The following is a 23,072-nucleotide window of genomic DNA, read 5'->3' on the forward strand; positions in this document are numbered from 1 at the left end:
GGACAGGGGCCAGAAATGAGTGACAGTGAGCCGATCCCGGCTGCGCCGGCGAATACGGACCCCTCTTCGGGGGTAGACGCGGACGGCGGGTTGACGCCCGGAACCACCGTCCCCGAAGCCGTCACGACCGCGGCCGCCCTCCCCGCCCCCGCCCTGGAGATCGCCTCCGGGTACGCGTTCACCGGGCCCGCGCTCGATCTCGGCGCGCTCGTGTGGGACGGGCAGTGCCTGCCGGACGCGCAGATCCGGATTCCGCTGGGGATGCTCAACCGGCACGGCCTCGTCGCGGGCGCCACCGGCACCGGCAAGACCAAGACGCTCCAGCTCATCGCCGAGCAACTGGCCGCGCAGGGCGTTCCCGTCTTCCTCGCCGACATCAAGGGCGACGTCTCCGGCATCTCGGCCCCGGGCGAGCCGGGCCACAGGGTGACGCAGCGGTCGGCCGAGGTCGGTCAGGAGTGGCGGGCGAAGGGCTGTCCGAGCGAGTTCTACGCACTCGGCGGCATCGGCCCCGGCATTCCCCTGCGGGCCACCATCACCGGCTTCGGCCCGGTCCTGCTCTCCAAGTGCCTCCAGCTCAACCAGACGCAGGAGCAGTCGCTCGGCCTGATCTTCCACTACGCGGACCAGAAGGGCCTCGAACTCGTCGACCTCAAGGACCTGCGCGCGGTCGTCACGTTCCTCACCTCCGACGAGGGCAAGCAGGAGCTGAAGACCATCGGCGGGCTCTCCACCACGACGGCGGGGGTGATCCTGCGCGCGCTGACCGCGTTCGAGCAGCAGGGCATGGGCGACTTCTTCGGTGAGCCCGAGTTCGACAGCAGCGAGCTGCTGCGCACGGCCCCGGACGGCCGCGGCCTGGTCTCCGTACTCGAACTGCCCGCCGTGCAGGACAAGCCGCACCTCTTCTCGACGTTCCTGATGTGGCTGCTCGCGGATCTCTTCCAGGACCTTCCCGAGGTCGGCGATGTGGAGAAGCCGAAGCTGGTCTTCTTCTTCGACGAGGCGCATCTGCTCTTCAGCGGCGCGTCCAAGGCGTTCCTGGAGGCGATCACGCAGACCGTGCGGCTGATCCGGTCCAAGGGCGTGGGCGTGTTCTTCGTGACGCAGACGCCGAAGGACGTGCCGTCCGACGTCCTCGCCCAGCTCGGCAACCGCGTCCAGCACGCGCTGCGCGCCTTCACGCCCGACGACCAGAAGGCGCTGAAGTCGACGGTCAGGACGTTCCCCCACTCCGCGTACGACCTGGAGGAGTTGCTGACCTCGCTCGGTACGGGCGAGGCCGTGGTCACCGTGCTGAGCGAGAAGGGCGCGCCGACGCCGGTCGCCGCGACCCGGCTGCGGGCGCCCGAGTCGCTGATGGGACCCATCGACGCGGCCGCGCTCGACCGCGCCGTGAAGGAGTCGGTCCTCTACCCGCGCTACGCGAACGCCGTCGACCGTGAGTCCGCGTACGAGAAGCTGACGGCCCAGGAGGCCGAGGCGCGGGCGCGCAAGGACGCCGGGGCGCGGGCGGCTCAGGAGGAGAAGGCCGAGAAGGCGGCGGCGCGGGCGTCCGGGGGGCGCGGGAAGTCCAAGGAGGACGCGTCGGTCGTGGAGCAGGTGGTGGGCAGCGGGATCTTCAAGTCGCTCGCCCGGTCGGTCGGTACGCAGCTGGGGCGGGAGATCTCGCGGTCGCTCTTCGGGACGCGGCGGAGGTAGGCCCTTGCGCCTCGGGGGTGGTCCCGGTCCCGCGGGCGCGGGGCCGGGACCATCACCGTGAGAGATCAGGCGCGGTCCCGGGGGTCCGGGTCCTGGGCCTTGTCGTCGGTCGGTCGCTCGGCGTCCGGGGTCTCGTGTGCGGGGAGTACGGCGCGTTCGTCGCGTGCCGCTTCGGCGAGCAGGAGAGCGCGCAGGACCGCGTAAGGGTCGATGGGCATGAGGGTGTCGTCCTTGTCGTGCGTGGGGGGTGAGCGGACTCGGTCCGTCGGGAGGGCGGAGCCGTGCTGTCAGCAGCGCAGGACGACGCAGCGCAGGACGCTCAGCGAGTTGAGGGTGGCGCGGGGCGCACGAGGGCGCGTGGGTGGCGCGGAGGGGCGCGCGCGGGGCACGTGGGTGGCGCGTTCGGAGGGGAGGCGCGCCGCGTGCGCCGCCGGCAGGCGCAGCGCGGTGTCGGGGGCGTCCTGGTGGAGCTCGCCGGGTTCGGCGGAGGAGGACGCGGCGTGCGCGGCCGCGGCCTCGGCGCACGGGGCGGCGGACGCGAACCCCATGCCGAGGAGCGCGATGAGGATGAGCAGCGCCCGGGCCCACGCGGGCCGGCGCGCTGTGCGGCGGCCCGCGCCCGTGGGGGAGGCGTGCGTGCTCATGGACGTCAATGTCCCCCGGTGCCGCCCCCGAGATGATCAACGAAGGTGAGATCCGCCCTCATGGGCTACGGGGCGCGGCCTGTGCTGACGCGTCGCGGGTCTTACTTCCCCGCGGCCTTGGCCGCCTTCGCCGCCGCCTTCATCTCCTGCTTGTGCGCCCGCACCTTCGTGAGCGAGTCGGGTCCCGTGATGTCCGCGACCGAACGGAAGGACTTCGCCTCGCCGTACGCGCCCGCGGCCTCGCGCCAGCCCTTGGGACGCACCCCGAGCTGCTTGCCGAGCAGGGCCAGGAAGATCTGGGCCTTCTGCGTGCCGAAGCCGGGCAGGTCGTTGAGGCGCTTGAGCAGTTCCCTGCCGTCCTTGACGCCTTCCCAGACGGCGCTCGCGTCCCCGTCGTAGTGCTCGACGAGGTACTGGCACAGCTGCTGGATCCGCTTGGCCATGGAGCCGGGGTAGCGGTGCACGGCCGGCTTCGCGGACAGCAGCTCGGCGAAGGCCTCGGGGTCGTACGAGGCGATCTCGTGCGCGTCGAGATCGTCGGCGCCGAGGCGCTGGGCGATCGTGTGCGGGCCCGCGAACGCCCACTCCATGGGGACCTGCTGGTCGAGCAGCATGCCGACGAGCGCGGCCAGCGGGCTCCGGCCGAGGAGCGCGTCGGCGTCGGGCTCCTGGGCGAGGTGAAGGGTGACGTCCATGTGTCGATGATCGCGCGGCGTGGGCCCCGGCGCACCCCTTTCCTGCTTAGGTTAGGCTGCCCTAATCTGTAAGCGGGTGAAGGCGAGGCGGGGAAAGCGTGGGCGTCGAGGTCTACCGGGACGAGTGGGGCATACCTCACCTCCGTGCCGACAGTGTGCGGGAGCTGGCCCATGCTCAGGGGCGCAACGCCGCCGCCGACCGGGCCTGGCAGATCGAGGTCGAGCGGCACCGCTCGCAGGGCACGTCCGCCGCCTTCCTCGGCCGGGAGGCCGCCGGCTGGGACCGGTTCGCCCGGCAGGCCCGTATCGACGACACGGCCCGGCGCTGCTACCGCGCGCTCGACGAGGAGACGCGCGGCTGGCTCGACGCGTACGTGGCCGGGGTCGACGCCGGACTGCGTGAACTCGACGGCGCCGCGCCGGAGTTCGCCCGCGCCGGTCTCGAACCTGGCCGGTGGCGGCCCTGGACGCCCCTCGGCATCTGGCTCTCCACTCACATCCTGTTCACCGGCTTCCCCGGCAAGCTCTGGCGCGACGAGGTCGTACGCCGCGTCGGGCCCGGAGCCGTCGGCCTCTTCGCCACGGACGGCCCCGGCACCTGCGGCAGCAACGGCTGGCTCGTCACCGGCGACCGCACCGCCACCGGAGGCCCCCTGATCGCGGGCGACCCGCACCGCTACATCGAGGACCCGGGCGTCTACCAGCAGATACGGCTCGCCTGCCCGGAGTACGACGTCGTGGGCCTCGCCGTCCCCGGCGTCCCCGGCATCGGCCACTTCGGCCACACCGGCACCGTCGCCTGGGCGATCACCAACGCGATGGCCGACTACCAGGATCTGTACCGGGAGCGGCTGCGGCGGCTCCCGGACGGCGGCGTGGAGGCGCTCGGGCCCGACGGGTGGCGGCCCGCGTTCCGCCGCGTGGAGACCTTCGAGGTGGCGGGGGCGCGGCCGCAGGAGGTCGAGGTCGTCGAGACCGAGCGCGGGACCGTCGTCATCGGCGGCCCCGACGAGGGCGAGGGCATCGCCCTGCGCCAGCCACCGCGCGTCCGCGAGGACCTGGGGTTCGGCGCGCTGCCCGCCCTGCTCCGCGCCCGCACCGTCGCCGACGTGGACCGGGCCTTCGACCGCTGGGCCGAACCCGTCAACGTCGTCCAGGCCGCCGACACCGAGGGCGGTCTCCTGCACCGCGTCGCGGGCGCCGTGCCCGAGCGCGACCCGGAGAACCTGCTGCGGGTCGTCCCCGCCCACGAGCCCCGGCACGCCTGGCGCGGGCTGCGCGAGCTGCCCCGCGAGCGGGTCGGCACCGTCGCGGTCATGGCGAACCAGCGGGGCCTGGCCGCGCCCCTCGGCATCGAGTTCGCGCCGCCGCACCGGGCGGACCGCATACGGGAGCTGCTCGACGCGCGGGAGGTGTGGACGGCGACCGGCATGGCCGCCGTCCACACCGACACCCGCCTCGCCTCCGCCCGTCCGCTGCTCGACCTCGTGGCCCGCCTCGACGGCCTCGGCCCCGATGCCGGGGCGCTGAGGAAGAGACTGCTCGCCTGGGACCGGCACATGGACGCGGACAGCGCGGACGCCGCCGCGTACGCGCGGGTGCGGGCGGCGGTCGTACGGAAGCTGGCCGCGCACGCGGCGTTCGCACCGCTCAGGGGGATGGGGGAGGCCTATCCGGAGGTCTTCCGGCCGTGGCTGGCCCTCGCGCCGCGCATCGCGTACGCGCTGGAGACCGTGCTGACGTCCGATCAATTCCCGGATGTCGACCGGGAGATGGTCGTGCGCGAAGCGGTCGAGGAAGCCGCCGGGGCCACGGCGACCGGGGAGACCTGGGGCGACCGGCACCGGCTCGCCGCCTGGCGGGCACTTCCCGACGGCGACGAGACCGGTCCGGGCCTGCCCGGCGACCACGACTGCGTCCTGTCCACGTCGAGCGTCCCCGGCGTCACCGACCTCAGCGCCCGCGGCCCTGCCGCCCGCTACGTGTGGGACGTCGCGGATCGTGCGAACAGCCTGTGGGTCGTTCCGCTCGGCGCCTCCGGAATCCCCGGCTCCCCGCACCGCCGCGATCAGCTCCCCCTGTGGCTGCGGGGCGGCCTGGCCCCCGTGATCACCGACTGGAACCGCCTCACCAAGGAGACACCCATGCGCGAGAGCGCCGTGTACGAGCAGACCGTCGAAGGGTTCGGCACGGTCCGCGTCGGCCCGGTCGACCCCGCCGCCGACCTCGACGTGATCCACGGCTGGGTGCGCGAGGAGCGCGCCCGGTTCTGGGGCATGGAGGGCGCGAGCCGCGAGCAGGTGCGCGAGACGTACGAACACCTCGACTCGCTCACCACGCACCACGCCCACCTCGTCCGCCTCGACGGCGAACCCGTCGCGCTCTTCCAGACGTACGAGCCCGAGGCCGACCGGGTCAGCGAGTGCTACGAGGTCGAGGACGGCGACATCGGCGTGCACTTCCTGATCGCCCCGGCCACCGGCGGAGCCGTCCGCGGCTTCACCGGAGCGCTCATGACCGTCCTCGTCGCGTACGCGCTCGAAGGGCACGGCAAGCGGCGGATCGTGGTCGAGCCCGACGCGCGCAACACGAAGGCCATCGCGCTCCTGGAGCGCGCGGGCTTCGAACTCGGCCCCGAGATCGTGCTCCCGGAGATCGACCTGCCGGAGGTGTTCCTCCCGGAGAAGCGGGCCCGGATCGCGTTCCTCAAGCGCTGACGGCCCGCGGGCTCAGCCCCGTACGAGCAGGGTCACCGAGGCGGTGACGCCGACCACGACGATCACCGCGCGAAGGGCCGCCGGGGGCAGCCTGCGGCCGAACTTCGCGCCGGTCAGGCCGCCCAGCGTGGAGCCGACGGCGATCACCGCGGCCGCCACCCAGTCGACGTGGGCGACGGCGATGAAGACGATCGCCGCGACCCCGTTCACGATCGAGGCCAGGACGTTCTTCGCCCCGTTGAGGCGCTGGAGGTCGTCCTGGAGGAAGCTGCCGAACATGCCCATGAGCAGCACGCCCTGCGCGGCGCCGAAGTAGCCGCCGTAGACGCCGGTCCCCAGCACCCCGAGCCACATGGGCACGCCGCCGTCGGTGCGCGTCGCCGTGGCCTGGCGCTCCTTCGACCAGCGGCTGAGCCGAGGCTGGAGCACGACGAGGACACAGGCGACCAGGATGAGGACGGGCACCACCGAGGTGAACGCGTCGGCCGGCAGCTTCAGCAGCAGCAGCGCCCCCGTGAGCCCGCCGATCAGCGAGGCCGTACCGAAACGGAGCAGCCGCCTTCGCTGGCCCTTCAGCTCGCGCCGGTAGCCGTACGCGGCGCTGAGCACGCCCGGTACGAGGCCGATGTTGTTCGACACGTTGGCGAGCACCGGCGGGTAACCGAACGCGAGGAGCGTAGGGAAGGTGATGAGCGTTCCGGAGCCGACCACCGCGTTGATCGCGCCGGCGGCGACACCGGCCGCCCCGACGGCCACTGCTTCAAGTGCATCCACATCCGAGATCGTTTCGGAGCCCAAGACCCAAGTCAATCCTCGGGATTTCTTGGCAGACGCCAAGCTCTGGCTTGGAAGGCTCCACATGGCTACGTTGGCGCCGTGACCCTCGACGATCTCCGTGTCTACGTCGCCGTGTGCGCGGCGGGCAGCCTCAGCGCCGTCGCCCGCGACCTCTCCTGCACGCAGTCGGCGGTGAGCCAGCACATCCGCCGTCTCGAACGGGAGGTCGGTGTCAGCCTCCTCGAACGGCACGCACGCGGCGTCCTGCCGACCCCCGCGGGGCGCATCCTGCAGACCGCGGCCGCCGAGGGCATCGGAGGCATCGACGTGGCGCTGCGCCGTCTGGGGGACCTGGCCCGCGGCGAGAGCGGCGCGGTGCGCATCACCACGGGCGCGACGACCGTGCGCCACTTCATGTCCGAGGCCATCGTCGGCTTCCGGCGCCGCCACCCCCGGGCGAGCCTCGAATTCCAGACCGTCAGCTCCAGCCACAGCGCCTACGAGGCGCTCGCCGCGCACGACCTCGACCTCGCGTGGGTCACCATCGGCGCGCCGGAACGCGGCGTCGAGCAGCGCCCCGTCGTCGAACTCCCCTGGGTCCTCGCGGTGCGCCCCGACGATCCGCTGGCCGGCCGGACCCGGATCGGCCCCGACGACCTGGCCGCCGCCCACCTCATCAGGCCGCCCGAACAGTCCACGTCGCGCTCCCATCTCGACCGGCACCTCGCCGCGCTGGGGTTCACCGGGACGGCCGGGTCCGACGCGGGCGTCGCCGACTGGGCCACCGCCGTGCACCTCGCCGAACTCGGCCTCGGCCACGCCCTCGTCCCCGAACTGCCCGGCCGGCGGGACCCGGACCGCGCCGGAGGGGCGGTCCTCGTCCCCGTGCCGGACCTGCCGCCCCTCGCCGTCGGCTGGGCGGTCCGGCGCTGGGCCACGCTCACCCCGCTGGCGAAGGCCTTCGCCGACCTGGTGGCGGACCACTGCGGGAGGTAGCGGCCGCACGCGCCTGTGGCGGGGGACCGGTCCCGGGGGGACGCTGGAAGCATGACCACGACGTACGACCTGAACGCTCTCGCCGACAAGCACGTCGCCGCAGCCCGGACCTCCCCCCACGGCCGCAGCGCGCATCTCCTGCTCCGCGAGGAGACCCTCCGCCAGAGCGTGATCGCGCTGACGGCGGGCGAGGTCCTGGAGGAGCACAACGCGCCGCCCGCCGCGACGCTCCAGATCCTGCGGGGCGAGGTCGTGCTGACGGCGGTCTCGGGCGACGTGACGCTCACGGAGGGCCGGCTCCACGCGCTCCCGCAGGAACGGCACGGCCTGCGCGCGGTCACGGACACGGCGGTGCTGCTGACGGCGGTCAACGACTGAGGGGCGCCCGCCGCTCCCGGGCACTTCGGCGGACGCCGAACCGTTCCGCGCCTAGCGTGGGCCGCATGGTCTTCAAAGCCCTGCACCACGACCCCGACGGCCCCCTGCTCCTCCCGAACGCCTGGGACCACGCCTCCGCCGCCGCGCTCGCCGGGCAGGGGTTCGCCGCGATCGGTACGACGAGCCTCGGTGTGGCCGCCGCGGCCGGGCTCCCCGACGGCCACGCCGCCACCCGCGAGGAGACCCTGCGCCTGGCCCGCCGCCTGGGCGGGGGAGCGTTCCTGCTGTCCGTGGACGCGGAGGGCGGCTTCAGCGACGACCCGGCCGAGGTCGCCGGCCTCGCCCGTGAGCTGGCGCGGGCGGGCGCGGTGGGGATCAACCTGGAGGACGGCAGGGCCGACGGCACCCTCACCCCGGCCCCCGTCCACGCGGCGAAGATCGCCGCGGTCAAGGCCGCCGTACCGGACCTGTTCGTCAACGCCCGCACGGACACGTACTGGCTTCCGGACCCGCGGACCGCGCCGGAGCCCGAGACCCGGCACCGGCTCGACGCCTACCGGCAGGCGGGCGCCGACGGCGTCTTCGTACCGGGCCTGACCGACCCGGCCGCGATCCGGGAACTCGTGGCGTACCTGCGCCCCTCCGGCATCCCCCTCAACATCCTCTACTCCCCCACGGGCCCCACCGTCCCCGAGCTCGCCGCCCTGGGCGTGCGCCGGGTCAGCCTCGGCTCGCTCCTGTTCCGCGCGGCACTCGGCGCCGCGGTCACGGCGGCGCTCGACGTACGGGCGGGCCGGTACGTCGCGGTCCCCGCGCCGCCGACGTACGCCGAGGTCCAGCAGCTGAGCGGCGGTGGGGACGCCGCGGAAATATGATGAACCCGGGGTTTTCCGTATACCGGAGCGGTCCATGACGCAGCGTCGTCCCAGCCAGCCCGAGAGCGCCGACGACCTGCTGACCAGGCTCGGCCGCCTTGCCGCACAGGCACGCGCCGGGGCGGAACTCCAGCACGCGCGGGTCGAACTGGCGGAAGCCCTCCAGCGCGAGATGCTCCCCGTCTCCCTGCCGGCCCTGCCAGGTCTGCGGACCGCCGCCGGATACTCGCCGGCCCGCCACGGACTGGACATCGGCGGGGACTGGTACGACGCCTTCGCCACCCCCGACGGCGCCCTCGGGTTCTCCATCGGGGACGTCCAGGGCCACGACGTCGAGGCCGCCGCCTTCATGGGGCAGATCCGCATCGCCCTGCGTGCGGTGGCCGCCTTCGCCCCGGACCCCGGCGAGGCGCTCGCCCAGGCCAACGACCTGCTGCTGTCCATGCACCGCGATCTCTTCGCGACCTGCAGCTTTCTCCGCTTCGATCCGACGACCTGGGTACTGGAGTCGGCCCGCGCCGGCCACGTCCCCGCCATCTGGGCCACCGTCGACGGCCGGTACGGCATCTCGGTGGACGAGGGCGGGCTGCCGCTGGGCATGCTGCCCGGGTCCGGCTACCCGGTCACCCGGCACCGCTTCTCGACGGCGGGCGCGTACGTCCTGGTCACCGACGGCGTGGTCGAGGGTCCCTCGTTCCCGATCGAGGCGGGCCTGGAGCGGGTGGCCCGGGTCGTCGCTGCCGGGGCGGGCGCCGAACCCGCGGAACTGGCCGCCGCGGTGATGGAGGTCGCCGACTGCACCGGCCACCAGGACGACTCCGCGGTACTCGTCCTGCGCCACGACCCGCCACCGGCGGTCCTGCCCGGGTGACAGCGGGCCAGCGGCGGCGCGTGTCACACTCCGCCACCGCACGGGAGTGATTATGTGATCCAGTGGTGCGCACCGAGGAACTCCGACGCCTGTCCGGGGCCCTGCTGAGGGTCCTCGCCGTCGCCGCCGCCTACTACGCGACCGGACGGCTCGGCCTGTGGCAGCGGATCGTCCTCGAAGGCGCGGTCGTCACCCCGCTCTGGCTCCCGACCGGCGTCGCCGTCACCTGCCTGCTGTGGATGGGCCTGCGGATCTGGCCGGGCATCGCGCTCGGCGCCTTCCTGCTCATCGAGTCGATCGGCCACTTCAGCCTGTCCGACCTCGGGATCGTCGCCGCGAACACGCTCGCCCCGGTCTGTGCCTACCTGCTGCTGCGCAAGGTCGGTTTCCGTATCGCGCTGGACCGGCTGCGGGACGGGGTCGCCCTGGTCTTCCTGGGCGGACTGCTGCCGATACTGCTCAGCGCCACCGTCGGCACGTGTGTGCTGGTGCTCAGCGGCAAGCTGGCGTGGAGCGTGTTCTGGCCGGTGTGGGCGGCGTGGTGGGCCGGAGACGCGATGGGCGTCCTCGTCGGCACCCCGCTGCTGATCGCGCTGAGCAGGGTCCGGCTCGCCTGGAACACCCGTCGGTGGCCGGAGGCCGCTGCCCTGGTGGTCACCGCCGTCGTCGTCGCGCCCTTGGCCACGAGAAGCCCGCTCGCCCTGCTCTTCCTCGTCTTTCCGCTGCTCACGTGGGCGGCGCTGCGCTTCCAGCTCGCGGGAGCGGCGCCGTGCGTGCTGTTCGTGTCCGTACTGGGGATCTCGGCGGCCACCGACCACGTCGGCCCGTTCGCCCGCCACACCCTCTTCGAGGTCATGGTCAACCTCCAGGCGCTCAACGGCTCGGCCGCACTCACCGGCCTCCTGCTCGCGGCGATGGTCACCGAACAGCTGAGTGTCCGTCAGAAGATCGAGCAGGCGGTCAGCGACCTGACGGAAGTGGTGGAACACCTGGCGGCGCCACGGCGAGAGGAATGACGTGGCCGAGGTCAGCCGCGGTCGACCGGGCGGGAGGGGTCCTCGGGCACCGGCCGGTGGCGCTTGCGACTCCGTCTGCCGACCCCCGGCATGGGATCGCTGAAGGTGTGCGAGGCGATGCGTGCGTCGTGCCGGGCGTTGATCCGGTGGATCAGGCGCATGCCCATGAGGGTCACGAGAACGATGGCGCCGATGAGGATGATCGCCTCCATGGCCGTCACCTCCCGCTTTCCACTGCTTTAACCGTAACTCCGGCCGCCGCCGCTCGCGGCCCGCTGCGACGCGCGTGGGCGCGGCCCCCGGGGTTACCGTGAAGCTACGACGGCATCGCGCCGGTCGACGCCCCGCCCCGTCATCGGTACGGCCACGCGGTGGGTGTCGGCCGTACGACCGAGGCGGGCGAACCACCATGGCTGAATCCGACACCCCCCACCAGCCCCCACTGCTTCTGCCGGACGCGGCCCGAGAAGAGGCGAAACCCGGAACGGCCCCGCTGAGGCTGGAGACCACCCAGTCCCGCGAAGGGCTCCTCGACGGCGCGTGGTGGCCCCGGTCCCACCACATCGAGGCCGAGCTGCCCGCCCTGATCACGGAGTTGACCTCACATCTCGGCCCCATCGCACGGGTCGGACTCGACTCCGCCGCCTGGGAGGAACTCCCGACCCGACTGATCATCGACGACCGAGTCGTGCATCTCGACGCCCACGAGGTCGGCGACGGCACCGCCCTCCTCACCCGCGGCGACGGGGACTACTTCGTCCTGCTGGTCGTGCCTCCCGAGTCGGAGCCCGCGGCGGCCCGCGCCGTGATGGCCCGCGCGGTCCGCGACACCGACATCACCGAAGCCGCGCAACTCCTCGTCGCCGAACCCGACGAGGCCTGAGCCGGCGAACGCCGTGCCTGCCCCGGTCAGGGGTGACGGGTCGCCAGGACGCAGAACTCGTTCCCCTCCGGGTCGGCGAGTGGGATCCAGCTCACATCGCCCTGTCCGACGTCGATGTGCCGGGCACCCAGGTCGAGCAGGCGGCGGACCTCTTCGTCCTGCTCCCTGTCGGTGGGATTGACGTCGATGTGGAGCCTGTTCTTGACGGTCTTGCCCTCGGGCACCCGCGCGAAGGTCAGCGCCGGTGGCACCGGGCCGGTGCGGTCCTTGCCCTCGGGCACCGCCGGCGAGCCGATGATGACGACCCCGTCCTCCTCCTCCTGCACCTCGTAGCCGAGGACGGAGCACCAGAACCGGGCGAGAGAGTCGGGGTCGGCACAGTCGATCGCAAGCTCGGTGAACTTACTGGTCATGTCAGGACCTCCCAGTCAGGTGTCCGGCCACGCAACCACAGAACGTCGAAGGGCCCCACCGCAAGCGGTAGGGCCCTTCGACGTATTGCCCGGTGAGAGCAATGGCGGAGGATACGAGATTCGAACTCGTGAGGGGTTGCCCCCAACACGCTTTCCAAGCGTGCGCCCTAGGCCACTAGGCGAATCCTCCGCCGCAAACAATACAAGACGTTGGGGGGTGCTCGCGAACATGATCCGGGGCGGGGTCCGAGCCGGGGATCGGTCCGGGGACCGGGCTCGTGATTCGGGCCGGGCATCCGCTACTGTGGAGCCCAGCCCCTCACGTGGCGCTATCTGACTGAACTCCCCCAGGGCCGGAAGGCAGCAAGGGTAGGTCGGCTCTGGCGGGTGCGTGAGGGGCCCTTTGCGTTCCGGGGCCGGGACGTTCCCACTCGACGGCCGTGGTTGTCAGCGGGCGCCTATAACCTCGTATACGTGTCGTCTCTCGCGCTCTACCGCCGCTATCGCCCGGAGTCGTTCGCCGAGGTCATCGGGCAGGAACATGTGACCGACCCGCTGCAGCAGGCGCTGCGGAACAACCGGGTCAATCACGCGTACCTGTTCAGTGGTCCGCGCGGCTGCGGCAAGACGACGAGCGCGCGCATCCTCGCGCGGTGTCTGAACTGCGAGCAGGGGCCCACGCCGACGCCGTGCGGAGAGTGCCAGTCCTGCCGCGACCTGGCGAGGAACGGTCCGGGTTCGATCGACGTCATCGAGATCGACGCCGCTTCCCACGGTGGTGTCGACGACGCCCGTGACCTGCGCGAAAAGGCCTTCTTCGGGCCCGCGAGCAGCCGCTACAAGATCTACATCATCGACGAGGCCCACATGGTCACGTCGGCGGGGTTCAACGCCCTTCTGAAGGTCGTCGAGGAGCCCCCGGAGCACCTCAAGTTCATCTTCGCCACCACCGAGCCCGAGAAGGTCATCGGGACGATCCGGTCGCGTACGCACCACTACCCCTTCCGCCTCGTGCCGCCCGGGACGCTCCGGGACTACCTCGGAGAGGTCTGCGGCAAGGAGGACATCCCCGTCGCCGAGGGTGTGCTGCCGTTGGTCGTGCGGGCCGGCGCCGGTTCCGTGCGTGACTCCATGTCCGTCATGGACCAGCTGCTCGCCGCCGCGGCCGAGGACGGTGTGACGTATGCCATGGCGACGTCTCTCCTCGGGTACACGGACGGTTCGCTCCTCGACTCCGTCGTGGAGGCCTTCGCCTCGGGTGACGGCGCGGCGGCCTTCGAGGTCGTCGACCGCGTCATCGAGGGGGGCAACGACCCGCGCCGGTTCGTCGCCGACCTCCTGGAGCGGCTGCGGGACCTGGTGATCCTGGCCGCCGTCCCGGACGCGGCCGAGAAGGGCCTCATCGACGCTCCCGCGGACGTCGTCGAGCGGATGCAGGCCCAGGCCGGAGTCTTCGGCGGCGCCGAGCTCAGCCGCGCCGCCGACCTGGTCAACGAGGGGCTCACGGAGATGCGGGGCGCCACCTCGCCCCGCCTCCAGCTCGAGCTGATCTGCGCGCGCGTGCTGCTGCCCGCCGCGTACGACGACGCCCGCTCCGTGATGGCCAGGCTCGACCGATTGGAGCGCGGCGGCCACTTCGTACCCGCGGGACAGGGCTCCGGCCCCGCCATGGGGTACGTGCCCGCGCCCGACGCTCACTCCGGTGCGGCCGCGCAGGTCCCTGCGGGCGGCGGTCCTGCCGCTGCCCGGGCGGCGGTGCGGGGGCCCGGACCGGGCGGCGAGAGCGCGCCCGCGCCCGCTGCTCCGGCGCCGGCTCCCGCCCCCGTCCCGGCTCCCGCTGTCCAGGCCGCGCCCGCTCCGCAGGTGTCCGCGCCTCCGGCCGCGCCCGCCGAACCCGCGCCCGCGGCGCCGCCCGCCGGGGCCGCACCCGGCGCATGGCCCACGGCCGCCCCGGCCGGTGGAGGCAGGCGCCCCGGCGGGTGGCCCACGGCCGCACCCACCGGCGGAGGCCAGCCCTCCGCCGCGGCGCCCACGCCGCCCCCCGCCCAGCCCCAGCCGCAGGCAGCCGCTCAGCCTCCGGCCGCGGCACCGCCCGCCGCCGGAGGGCTCGACCCGCGCAGCCTGTGGCCGAACATCCTCGAAGTGGTCAAGAACAAGCGCCGCTTCACCTGGATCCTGCTCAGCCAGAACGCGCAGGTGACCGGCTTCGACGGCACGACCCTCCAGCTCGGCTTCCTGAATGCCGGAGCGCGGGACAACTTCGCGAGCAGCGGCAGCGAAGACGTGCTGCGGGCGGCGCTGGCCGAGCAGTTCGGCGTCCACTGGAAGGTCGAGGCGGTCGTCGACCCCTCGGGCGGCGGTGGCGGCGGCCAGGCGCCGCCTCCCGCCCCTGGCGGCGGCTACCCGGGCCACGGTGGCGGTGGCGCTCCCGCGGCCCCGGCCTCGCCGCGCCCGCCGGCCCCGCAGGCCCAGGCCCCGGCCGCGCCGAGACCCCCGGACCGGTCCGCGCCGCAGGCGTCGGCCCCCGCCCCGGCGCCCGCGCCGAGACCGGCCGCCCCGGAGCCGCCCCCGGTGTCCATCGAGGACGACATCCCGGCGGACGACGACCCCGATCTCGACGAGTCGGTCCTCTCCGGCCATGACCTGATCGTCCGCGAGCTCGGCGCGACGGTCGTCGAGGAGTTCACGAACGAGTAGACGGCGGCAGCAGGGGCCGGGCGGCCACGCGCACGTGGGCGACCGCGCCCATCGAGCCGCACCCTCCCGCCCCGGAAAGCCGTCGGACCGGGGCCCGGCACCCCACCGCATGGAGAAACGCACGAACCCCCGCCGCCCGCGCGCTCGGCGGCCCGTACAAGAGCACACCGGCCCGCCGCCTATGCTGGCTGGCGTGAAGGTCCTCGTCATCGGCAGCGGCGCCCGCGAACACGCCCTGTGCCGCTCACTGTCCCTCGACCCCGACGTCACCGCGCTGCACTGCGCGCCCGGCAACGCAGGAATCGCCGAGGTCGCCGAGCTGCACCCGGTCGACGCCCTCGACGGCACCGCCGTGGCCCGGCTGGCCGGTGAGCTGGCCGCGGACCTCGTCGTGGTCGGCCCGGAGGCACCCCTTGTCGCAGGGGTCGCCGACGCCGTACGCGCCGCGGGCATCCCCTGCTTCGGCCCCTCCGGGGAAGCCGCACAGCTGGAGGGTTCCAAGGCGTTCGCCAAGGACGTGATGGCGGGGGCCGGTGTGCCGACCGCCCGCTCGTACGTCTGCACCACCCCCCAGGAGGTCGACGAGGCGCTCGACGCCTTCGGCGCCCCGTACGTGGTCAAGGACGACGGCCTCGCGGCCGGCAAGGGCGTCGTCGTGACCGACGACCTCGAGGCCGCCCGCGCGCACGCCAACGCCTGTGACCGCGTCGTCATCGAGGAGTTCCTCGACGGCCCCGAGGTCTCGCTCTTCGCGATCACCGACGGCGTGACCGTCGTCCCCCTCCAGCCCGCGCAGGACTTCAAGCGCGCGCTCGACGGCGACGCGGGCCCCAACACCGGCGGCATGGGCGCCTATTCGCCGCTGCCGTGGGCCGACCCGAAGCTCGTCGACGAGGTCATGGAGACGGTGCTCCAGCCGACCGTCGACGAACTGCGCCGCCGCGGCACGGCCTTCTCGGGCCTGCTGTACGCGGGGCTCGCGATCACCTCGCGCGGCGTACGGGTCATCGAGTTCAACGCCCGGTTCGGCGACCCGGAGACCCAGGTCGTCCTGGCCCGCCTCAAGACCCCGCTCGCGGGCGTCCTCCTCGCCTCGGCAGACGGCACGCTCGCGGACCTGCCGCCCCTGCGCTGGAGCGACGAGGCGGCCGTGACCGTGGTCGTGGCCTCCCACAACTACCCGGAGACGCCGCGCACCGGGGACCCCATCACGGGGCTCGCCGACGTGGCCGCGCAGGATGCGCCCCACGCGTACGTCCTGCACGCCGGGACGAAGCGGGACGGGGACGCCGTCGTCAGTGCCGGCGGCCGGGTGCTCTCGGTGACCGCGACCGGCTCGGACCTCACACAGGCCCGCGAACGCGCCTACGCGGCGCTGTCGCGCATCGGCCTCGACGGCTCGCAGCACCGCACCGACATCGCGGCGAAGGCGGCCGCGGAGGCCTGACCGGAAGCCTCACCCGTTCAACCTCAGGCCCCTGATCCGAAGCGGATCAGGGGCCTGAGTGTCATCCACCTCTACCCAAAGCCATTCCATCGAGTGACCGCTCGCCCATCCGGCTGACGATGCCTTGTGCCCCAACTAGGGTGCGGCGCAAGCGTTCCGGCACTTGGCCCACCGGCATTGCGATGTCAGTGACGGGTGCCACAGTGGGGGAGTGGACAACGCCATGGGTGCAGGCAACATAGGCAGCAGGGGGTGACGTCGGTCGTGTCCGGTATGGGTGCGGAGGTGGGCGCGCAGGCCGCGCGCTCCCGGGCTCTCGCGGTGCTGCGCATCCGCGGCAGGGCGCTGGCCGTCGCCCTGCTGCCCGCGGCCTTCGCGGTCGTGCTGGCCGCGGGCGCCGCCACCGGGCACATGGTCGGCGACGGCTGGACGACGGCGCGGTGGATCGTCACGGTCATCGCCCTGGTCGTCCTGGCCGCGGCGGCCGGCATCGCCCTCGTGGTGGCCCGCGCCCGCCCGGCGGTCAGCCCGACGGTGCCGATCGCCGAGGAGCGGGCCCCCGATCTCTACCGGCTGGTGCGCGATCTGGCCGACCGGCTCGACGTACCGGCCCCCTCGGCCATAGCGCTCACCCCGGACTGCGACAGCTGGCTGGAGGACCGTACGCATCCCGCGCACGGACCGCCCGAGGCCAAGGACGACGAGGGCCGGATCCCGCATGACGCCGACGACCCGGGAATCCGGGGCGGCGCAGGCAGAGGCCGCGTGCCCGCCGCGCCCGTCCTGGTCATCGGCTCCCCCTTCCTGTGGTGGATGCGCGTGGGCGAGCTGCGCGCCGTGCTCGCCCCGGTCGTCGCCGGCACGGGGCCGTCGGCGCATCCGGACATAGCGGCCGCGCGCCGCTTCGTGCGGGGCCTGGACGCGGCGGTCGCCGTCGCTGCGGCGCCCGGCCGGGGTCCGCTGGGGCGGGCGGTCCTCGGCTGCGTCGGCTGGGTCGCGCGCCTGCTGCTTCGCAGCTGCCGGGGCCACGCGGGCGAGATGGAGCGCGGGGTCGCCGCGGCCGCCGCCGAGCGCGCCCAGACGGTGGACTACGGCGTGCGGATCGTCGCCCAGGAGCAGGTGGGCCTGGCCTACGCGGGCTGGGACCGGCTCCTCACCCGGGTCGCGCTGCCCGCCTGGCGCATGGGGCGCTGGCCCTCCCGGCTGGACGCGGGTGTCGTCGCCGCCCTCACCGAGCTGTCCCGGCGCGACCGCCTCGCCGAGGGCTTCGCCTCCCGGCTCGGGGAGCGGCCCGCCTGCGATCTGCTGGAGGAGCCGGGCACGGTGGACGAGGCGGCGTCGCTGCTCGCGGCCCGGCTGTTCCACGGAGGTCCCGCCGAGCCCGGCCCCGACTGGGCGCCGGTCGACTGGCAGGAGTATCCGGACGAGGTCGTGGACCGTAAGTGGCGCACGGACGCGGCGCGCCTGCACCGCGTCCTGGACGCACTCGGCGTACGCGGCTCCGTGGACCCCTCGTCCCCCGACCCGGAGGGCCCGACACTCGCCCGGGTGATGGACCACCTCGCAACGGCGGGACCCGTGGCCCCCGCAGCCCCGGAAGTCCCCACCGCCCCCGCCGAGGACCTCACCGTCCCCGCCAAGGACGTCGCCGTCGCCGCCGACACCGACCCCACCGTCTCCCCCGACGACGGCTCCACAGCCCCGCAGGAACTGGGGGAACTGGGGGAACTGGGGGACCTGGAGGCCTTGGAGGACCTCGAAGACGCCGAGGACCGCGAGGACACCCCCACCGCTCTGCTCGCCGCCGGACTGAGCGCCGAGTCGGCCCGCGAGGAGAGCGAGCGCCCCGCCCCGCCCGTGCCCGCCGCCGGACAGGGGCCCGACGGCGCGCTGTGGGACGAGGGCATGCTCCCGCTCTTCCCGCTCCAACCACCCCGTACGGGACGAGAGCTGGTGGCCGATCACGTCACGGCGATGGTGTGCTGCGCCGCCGTGGACACGGCCGGAGCCGCCCCCGGCCTCGACTGGCTGGACGGCCCCTCGCTCCTGGTCGACGGCGAGCGCGCCAAGGATCTGACCCCGCGGGTCCTGAGTCTCGTCGAAGAGGGAGACCCGGAGCCGCTGCGCGCCTGGCTCGCCCGCCTCGGCATCCGCCCCGAGAAGCCGGTCCGACTGGTGTAGCCCGCGGCGGCGATCGCGGCACACCCGCACCTCGCGCCCCTCGCACCCGCACCGCCCAACCCCCAACCTCCGGAGGTCCACGTTCCGTTCCCGTCAATTCGCGACGAACGGTGACGGAGTGCGTGCGTAATGTGATGTGCTGGGGCCGGTCGCTGACAGACGGAGTGCACAAGGGCTCGGGGGAGCGAGGGAGGGAAGCGGGCATGGGGCCGGAACGGGAGGGGCAGAAGGCCGGACGGCCGGAACACGCGCGGTCACCCCGCACCATCCGCCGCTGGGAGTCGGGCGCGCTCGCCCACGCCGTGAGCGACCCCTTCGGCCAGGGCCCCCTGCCGTGGCTGCGCGGCAGTGAGCACTACTTCGACGACACGGGCCAGGTGGTCCCCTGGTACGTCGATCACGTCCCCCAGCCCGGCGCGAGCACCATCGCCGCGGCCGGCATCCCGAGCCCCCGCACCGGCGGCCCCCGCATGGCCGACGACGTGCACCGCCAGATCAAGGGCTTCACGTCGACCGGAGCGGCCGCGCCCGGCGAGGCGATCGACTTCCACATCACGGTGGACCCGCCCCAGCAGTTCAGCGTCGACATCTACCGCATCGGCCACTACGGCGGCGACGGCGCCAGCAAGATCATCACCAGTCCGCGGCTCTCCGGCATCGTCCAGCCGCCCCCGCTCGCCGCGGACCGCACGGTCTCCTGCCACCACTGGTGGCTGTCCTGGCGCCTGCAGATCCCGTCGTTCTGGAACGTGGGGGCGTACGTGGCCGTCCTCACCACCGTCGACGGCTACCGCTCGCACGTCCCCTTCACGGTCCGCGACAGCCGCCCCGCCGACCTGCTCCTGCTCCTGCCGGACGTGACCTGGCAGGCGTACAACCTCTACCCGGAGGACGGGCACACGGGGGCGAGTCTCTACCACGCGTGGGACGAGGAGGGGCGGCTGCTCGGCGAGGGCGACGCCGCGACGACGGTCTCCTTCGACCGCCCGTACGCCGGCGCGGGTCTCCCCCTGCACGTCGGCCACGCCTACGACTTCATCCGCTGGGCCGAGCGGTACGGCTACGACCTCGCGTACGCCGACGCCCGCGACCTGCACGCGGGGCGCGTCGACCCGACCCGCTACCGGGGTCTCGTCTTCCCCGGCCACGACGAGTACTGGTCGACGCCGATGCGCCGCACCACCGAAATGGCCCGCGAGCACGGCACGTCGCTCGTGTTCCTCTCCGCCAACACCATGTACTGGCAGGTGGAGTTGGGCCCGTCCCCGTCCGGAGTGCCGGACCGGCTGCTCACCTGCCACAAGCGCAGGGCGCCCGGGAAAGCAGCCCTGTGGCGCGAGATCGACCGCCCCGAGCAGCAACTCATGGGCATCCAGTACGCGGGCCGGGTCCCCGAGCCGCATCCTCTCGTCGTGCGGAACGCGGGCCACTGGCTGTGGGAGGCCACCGGGGCGCACGAGGGCGACGAGATCGACGGTCTGGTCGCCGGCGAGGCCGACCGCTACTTCCCGCGCACCGCGCTGCCCGAGCACGAGGACCGCATCCTGCTCGCCCACTCGCCCTACCGCGACAGCGAGCGGGCGCCGCGCCACCAGGAGACTTCCCTCTACCGGGCGCCGTCCGGATCACTGGTCTTCGCGTCCGGCACGTTCGCCTGGTCCCCGGCACTCGACCGCCCCGGCCACGTCGACCCGCGGATCCAGCGCGCGACGGCCAACCTCCTCGACCGGATCTGCAAACGCGACTGACCCGTCCCGTCCCGCCCCACCGCTGCCGCACCCGCCGGACCCGTGGCCAAAACTCGTCCCCGTATGAGCGAGAATCAGGTGCACTCGTACATATCCACGGGGAGGAACCGTGTCCGGATTCGTCGAAAAGCCCGAACCCCAGCAGGTGCCGGGCCTGGTACACCTCCACACCGGCAAGGTGCGGGACCTGTACCGGAACGAGGCGGGCGACCTCGTGATGGTCGCCTCCGACCGCATGTCCGCCTATGACTGGGTGCTGCCCACCCCCATCCCCGACAAGGGCCGCGTGCTCACGCAGCTGTCGCTGTGGTGGTTCGACCAGCTCTCCGACCTGGTCCCCAACCACGTCCTGTCGACGGAGCTGCCGGCCGGCGCCCCCGCCGACTGGCAGGGCCGCACCCTCATCTGCAAGTCGCTGCGCATGGTCCCCGTCGAGTGCGTGGCCCGCGGCTATCTCACGGGCTCCGGCCTCGTCGAGTACAACGACTCGCGCACGGTCTGCGGCCTCGCCCTGCCCGAGGGCCTGACCGACGGATCGGAGCTGCCCGCCCCGATCTTCACGCCCGCCACGAAGGCCGAGGTCGGCGAGCACGACGAGAACGTGTCGTACGAGGAGGTGGCCCGCCAGGTCGGCGCGGAGACCGCCGCCCAGCTGCGCCGTGCGACGCTCGACGTCTACGCCCGGGCCCGGGACATCGCGCGTGAGCGCGGCGTGATCCTCGCGGACACCAAGTTCGAGTTCGGCTTCGACGGCGAGACGCTGATCCTCGGCGACGAGGTCCTCACCCCGGACTCCTCCCGCTTCTGGCCGGCGGCCGAGTGGGAGCCGGGCCGCGCGCAGCCGTCGTTCGACAAGCAGTACGTGCGGGACTGGCTGACGGGCCCCGACTCCGGCTGGGACCGCAAGAGCGAGCAGCCGCCGCCCGCGCTGCCCCAGCAGGTCGTGGACGCGACGCGCGCCAAGTACATCGAGGCGTACGAGCGTCTGACCGGCGTCAGCTGGTAGCGACGCGCGCCAGACACGCGAAAGCCCCCGGCACCTGAGGTGCCGGGGGCTTTCTGTGGAGCGAACGACGAGGTTCGAACTCGCGACCTCAACCTTGGCAAGGTTGCGCTCTACCAACTGAGCTACGTTCGCACTGCGCCGTGGCGCGAGAGCAACTATACCCAACCTCGCTCCCGTGCGAGCCGCACTGCCGAGTGCCGGTTCTCGGCGCCGAGCTTCGAGACGGCGGACGACAGATAGTTCCGCACGGTCCCCTGCGACAGCGCGGCGCGCTCGGCGATCTCCGCGACGGGCGCTCCGTCGGCGGCGAATTCGAGCACCTCGGCCTCGCGGGCGGTCAGCGGGGAGTCGCCCGTGGCGATCGCGTCGGCCGCCAACTCCGGGTCCACATAACGGTTTCCCGCGTACACGGTCCGAATGATCTCGGCGAGCCGCTGGGCGCTCACGGTCTTCGGCACGAACCCGCGCACTCCGGCGGACAGGGCCCGCTTCAGATGCCCCGGGCGCCCGTGGCTGGTCACGATCATGACCCGGCAGTCGGGCAGTTCACTCCGCAGCGCTGTGGCGACCTTCACACCGTCGGCGCCCGGCATCTCCAGATCGAGCACGGCCACATCGGGCCGGTGCGCCCGCGCCATGGCGAGTGCCTCGGGCCCGGTGGCGGCCTCGGCGACGACGACCAGATCGTCCTCCAGCCCGAGGAGCGCGGCGAGCGCCCCGCGGATGAGGTGCTCGTCATCGGCGAGCAGCACGCGCACGGTCACCCGGCGCTCCTTTCGTACGCGGCGTCGCGCCGCGGTCCCACGGCGCGCGCGGCCAGCGGCACCTCGGCCACCACCCGGAACACACCGTCCGCACCTGTCACCGCACCCGCCTCGAGCGTCCCGTCGACCTCGGCGAGGCGCTCCCTCAGCCCCGCGAGCCCGGACCCGCCCCTCAGGGCCCCCGGGGTCCCGGCCCCGTCGTTCTCCACGCTCAGGACCACCGCGTCCGGCCCCACCCGCACGCCGATGTCGCAGCGCCGGGCGTCCCCGTGCCGCAGGACGTTCGTCGTGGCCTCGCGCACGACCCAGCCGAGGGCGGACTGCACGGGGCCGGGCAGCCCGGCGGCCGTGCCCACCACGTCGCAGGAGATCCCCGCCGCGGTCAACACGCCCTGTGCGCCCGCGAGTTCGGCCGACAGATCGGCCTCGCGGTAGCCGCGTACGACCTCCCGTACCTCCTTCTGCGACTCCTGGGCGATGCGCTGGACCTCGGTCATCTGGTCCACGGCCTCGGGCCGCCCGCGTCGCGCGAGCTGCACGGCGAGCTCGCTCTTGAGCGCGATCACGGCGAGATTCCTGCCCATCACGTCGTGGAGATCACGCCCGAACCGCAGCCGTTCCTCGGCGACGGCGAGCCGCGCCCGGGTCTCGCGGGCCTCGTCGAGTTCGTGGACGGCGTTCAGCAGCCAGACGGAGAATCCGGCGGTCAGGGCGAAGATCGCGGTGGTGAACAGCACGGTGGCCGCCGTGATGAGGGCGGCCGGCGCGGGAAGCCCGGACGGCACGGACGCCGCCCCGGCACCGAGGGACGCGCCGAGCGCCGCGCCGATCACCCGCCTGCGGGTGCGCAGCCCCGGCGTGGCACAGCCGGCGCCGACCATGAGGATGCCGACGAAGAGGACGAGCGCCGTGCGGGTGCCGGCCTCCTCGTCCGAGGGCACCCGCAGCATCACGCCGAGCGTCCCCACCGAGATCACGGCGGTGGCGACCCCGTACGCGACGACCAGACGGACCGGCTGCTCGCGCCGGCCGCGCGTCCAGTCGAGCGCCTTGGACGTGGTCACCGCGCCGAGCGCGGCGTGCGCGCAGAGCGCGAGGAGCAGGGTCCAGGCGAGCGCGGCCGGTACCTCACCGAAGGCGAGCGGGCCGAGCCAGAAGATCTCGACGAGCCCGAAGGAATGCAGAGACCACCGTGTGTACGTCTCCACCTTCGCCGGGGTGCTCTTCCCCCGCCACCACGCGTCAGGCCGCCTCATGTCCCCG

21 protein-coding genes, 2 tRNA genes and 1 other RNA gene are annotated in these 23,072 nt (G+C 73.4%); 14 read left to right on the forward strand and 10 right to left on the reverse strand.

Annotated features, from left to right (window positions below; all coding sequences use genetic code 11):
• Window positions 1-15 precede the first annotated feature (15 nt).
• Complete coding sequence (locus ACFC96_RS17185; protein ID WP_376612949.1) at window positions 16-1,701, forward strand: helicase HerA-like domain-containing protein; 1,686 nt, start codon at window positions 16-18, stop codon at window positions 1,699-1,701.
• 65 nt (window positions 1,702-1,766) lie between these two features.
• On the opposite strand, the gene ACFC96_RS17190 is transcribed toward ACFC96_RS17185, so the two are convergent.
• The 3 genes from ACFC96_RS17190 to ACFC96_RS17200 form a co-directional block, all read right to left on the reverse strand.
• The gene (locus ACFC96_RS17190) at window positions 1,767-1,919 is read right to left on the reverse strand and encodes a hypothetical protein (protein ID WP_376255166.1); all 153 of its coding nucleotides are present in this window, start codon (window positions 1,917-1,919) and stop codon (window positions 1,767-1,769) included.
• A 69-nt stretch (window positions 1,920-1,988) separates the two neighbouring features.
• On the reverse strand, window positions 1,989-2,345 hold the full coding sequence (locus tag ACFC96_RS17195; protein WP_376612951.1) for a hypothetical protein: 357 nt from the start codon (window positions 2,343-2,345) through the stop codon (window positions 1,989-1,991).
• A gap of 101 nt (window positions 2,346-2,446) precedes the next feature.
• Complete coding sequence (locus ACFC96_RS17200) at window positions 2,447-3,040, reverse strand: HhH-GPD-type base excision DNA repair protein (protein ID WP_376255162.1); 594 nt, start codon at window positions 3,038-3,040, stop codon at window positions 2,447-2,449.
• Window positions 3,041-3,138: 98 nt separating this feature from the next.
• Here ACFC96_RS17200 and ACFC96_RS17205 point away from each other — a divergent pair, with 98 nt between their 5' ends.
• Window positions 3,139-5,757: a GNAT family N-acetyltransferase gene (locus ACFC96_RS17205; protein WP_376612952.1), complete on the forward strand. Its 2,619-nt coding sequence runs from the start codon at window positions 3,139-3,141 to the stop codon at window positions 5,755-5,757.
• A 12-nt stretch (window positions 5,758-5,769) separates the two neighbouring features.
• Here the strand turns inward: ACFC96_RS17205 and ACFC96_RS17210 are convergent, their stop codons facing one another.
• Window positions 5,770-6,531, reverse strand: coding sequence for a sulfite exporter TauE/SafE family protein (locus ACFC96_RS17210; RefSeq protein ID WP_376612954.1), 762 nt, complete (start codon window positions 6,529-6,531; stop codon window positions 5,770-5,772).
• Between the two features lie 102 nt (window positions 6,532-6,633).
• On the opposite strand from ACFC96_RS17210, the gene ACFC96_RS17215 reads away from it, so the two are divergent.
• The 5 genes from ACFC96_RS17215 to ACFC96_RS17235 all read left to right on the forward strand — a co-directional run bounded on the left by ACFC96_RS17215 (window position 6,634) and on the right by ACFC96_RS17235 (window position 10,670).
• On the forward strand, window positions 6,634-7,530 hold the full coding sequence (locus tag ACFC96_RS17215; protein ID WP_376612956.1) for a LysR family transcriptional regulator: 897 nt from the start codon (window positions 6,634-6,636) through the stop codon (window positions 7,528-7,530).
• Window positions 7,531-7,581: 51 nt separating this feature from the next.
• A complete protein-coding gene (locus ACFC96_RS17220; protein ID WP_375985449.1) occupies window positions 7,582-7,908 on the forward strand; it encodes a cupin in 327 nt (108 codons plus the stop codon).
• 65 nt (window positions 7,909-7,973) lie between these two features.
• Window positions 7,974-8,783: an isocitrate lyase/phosphoenolpyruvate mutase family protein gene (locus ACFC96_RS17225; RefSeq protein ID WP_376612958.1), complete on the forward strand. Its 810-nt coding sequence runs from the start codon at window positions 7,974-7,976 to the stop codon at window positions 8,781-8,783.
• Between the two features lie 34 nt (window positions 8,784-8,817).
• Complete coding sequence (locus tag ACFC96_RS17230; protein WP_376255154.1) at window positions 8,818-9,654, forward strand: PP2C family protein-serine/threonine phosphatase; 837 nt, start codon at window positions 8,818-8,820, stop codon at window positions 9,652-9,654.
• A gap of 62 nt (window positions 9,655-9,716) precedes the next feature.
• On the forward strand, window positions 9,717-10,670 hold the full coding sequence (locus ACFC96_RS17235; RefSeq protein ID WP_376612960.1) for an MASE1 domain-containing protein: 954 nt from the start codon (window positions 9,717-9,719) through the stop codon (window positions 10,668-10,670).
• Between the two features lie 11 nt (window positions 10,671-10,681).
• Here the strand turns inward: ACFC96_RS17235 and ACFC96_RS17240 are convergent, their stop codons facing one another.
• Window positions 10,682-10,882, reverse strand: a complete 201-nt coding sequence (locus ACFC96_RS17240; protein WP_376612962.1) for a hypothetical protein — start codon at window positions 10,880-10,882, stop codon at window positions 10,682-10,684.
• A 197-nt stretch (window positions 10,883-11,079) separates the two neighbouring features.
• Here ACFC96_RS17240 and ACFC96_RS17245 point away from each other — a divergent pair, with 197 nt between their 5' ends.
• Window positions 11,080-11,553 (forward strand): DUF5994 family protein, encoded by a 474-nt coding sequence (locus tag ACFC96_RS17245; RefSeq protein ID WP_376255148.1) that lies wholly within the window; start codon window positions 11,080-11,082, stop codon window positions 11,551-11,553.
• A 26-nt stretch (window positions 11,554-11,579) separates the two neighbouring features.
• On the opposite strand, the gene ACFC96_RS17250 is transcribed toward ACFC96_RS17245, so the two are convergent.
• Both ACFC96_RS17250 and ACFC96_RS17255 read right to left on the reverse strand, forming a co-directional pair.
• The gene (locus ACFC96_RS17250; RefSeq protein WP_376612964.1) at window positions 11,580-11,966 is read right to left on the reverse strand and encodes a VOC family protein; all 387 of its coding nucleotides are present in this window, start codon (window positions 11,964-11,966) and stop codon (window positions 11,580-11,582) included.
• A 102-nt stretch (window positions 11,967-12,068) separates the two neighbouring features.
• A tRNA-Ser gene (locus ACFC96_RS17255) sits at window positions 12,069-12,156 on the reverse strand.
• Between the two features lie 121 nt (window positions 12,157-12,277).
• On the opposite strand from ACFC96_RS17255, the gene ffs reads away from it, so the two are divergent.
• The 6 genes from ffs (at window position 12,278) to ACFC96_RS17285 (ending at window position 21,045) form a co-directional block, all read left to right on the forward strand.
• Window positions 12,278-12,372, forward strand: an RNA gene (gene ffs, locus ACFC96_RS17260) — signal recognition particle sRNA small type.
• 68 nt (window positions 12,373-12,440) lie between these two features.
• Window positions 12,441-14,663 (forward strand): DNA polymerase III subunit gamma and tau, encoded by a 2,223-nt coding sequence (locus ACFC96_RS17265; protein ID WP_376612965.1) that lies wholly within the window; start codon window positions 12,441-12,443, stop codon window positions 14,661-14,663.
• Between the two features lie 193 nt (window positions 14,664-14,856).
• Complete coding sequence (gene purD, locus ACFC96_RS17270) at window positions 14,857-16,110, forward strand: phosphoribosylamine--glycine ligase (RefSeq protein ID WP_376612967.1); 1,254 nt, start codon at window positions 14,857-14,859, stop codon at window positions 16,108-16,110.
• 273 nt (window positions 16,111-16,383) lie between these two features.
• Complete coding sequence (locus ACFC96_RS17275; RefSeq protein ID WP_376613022.1) at window positions 16,384-18,291, forward strand: hypothetical protein; 1,908 nt, start codon at window positions 16,384-16,386, stop codon at window positions 18,289-18,291.
• A 203-nt stretch (window positions 18,292-18,494) separates the two neighbouring features.
• Complete coding sequence (locus ACFC96_RS17280; protein WP_376255141.1) at window positions 18,495-20,039, forward strand: N,N-dimethylformamidase beta subunit family domain-containing protein; 1,545 nt, start codon at window positions 18,495-18,497, stop codon at window positions 20,037-20,039.
• Window positions 20,040-20,148: 109 nt separating this feature from the next.
• On the forward strand, window positions 20,149-21,045 hold the full coding sequence (locus tag ACFC96_RS17285) for a phosphoribosylaminoimidazolesuccinocarboxamide synthase (protein ID WP_376255139.1): 897 nt from the start codon (window positions 20,149-20,151) through the stop codon (window positions 21,043-21,045).
• A 56-nt stretch (window positions 21,046-21,101) separates the two neighbouring features.
• On the opposite strand, the gene ACFC96_RS17290 is transcribed toward ACFC96_RS17285, so the two are convergent.
• The 3 genes from ACFC96_RS17290 to ACFC96_RS17300 all read right to left on the reverse strand — a co-directional run bounded on the left by ACFC96_RS17290 (window position 21,102) and on the right by ACFC96_RS17300 (window position 23,065).
• A tRNA-Gly gene (locus ACFC96_RS17290) sits at window positions 21,102-21,177 on the reverse strand.
• Window positions 21,178-21,200: 23 nt separating this feature from the next.
• Window positions 21,201-21,809 (reverse strand): response regulator, encoded by a 609-nt coding sequence (locus ACFC96_RS17295; protein WP_376612969.1) that lies wholly within the window; start codon window positions 21,807-21,809, stop codon window positions 21,201-21,203.
• On the reverse strand, window positions 21,806-23,065 hold the full coding sequence (locus ACFC96_RS17300; protein WP_376612970.1) for a sensor histidine kinase: 1,260 nt from the start codon (window positions 23,063-23,065) through the stop codon (window positions 21,806-21,808). Before ACFC96_RS17300 ends, ACFC96_RS17295 begins: the two co-directional genes overlap by 4 nt.
• Between the last annotated feature and the right edge of the window lie 7 nt (window positions 23,066-23,072).

The sequence above is a fragment of the Streptomyces sp. NPDC055955 genome, from assembly GCF_042270245.1.
Lineage (GTDB): Bacteria > Actinomycetota > Actinomycetes > Streptomycetales > Streptomycetaceae > Streptomyces.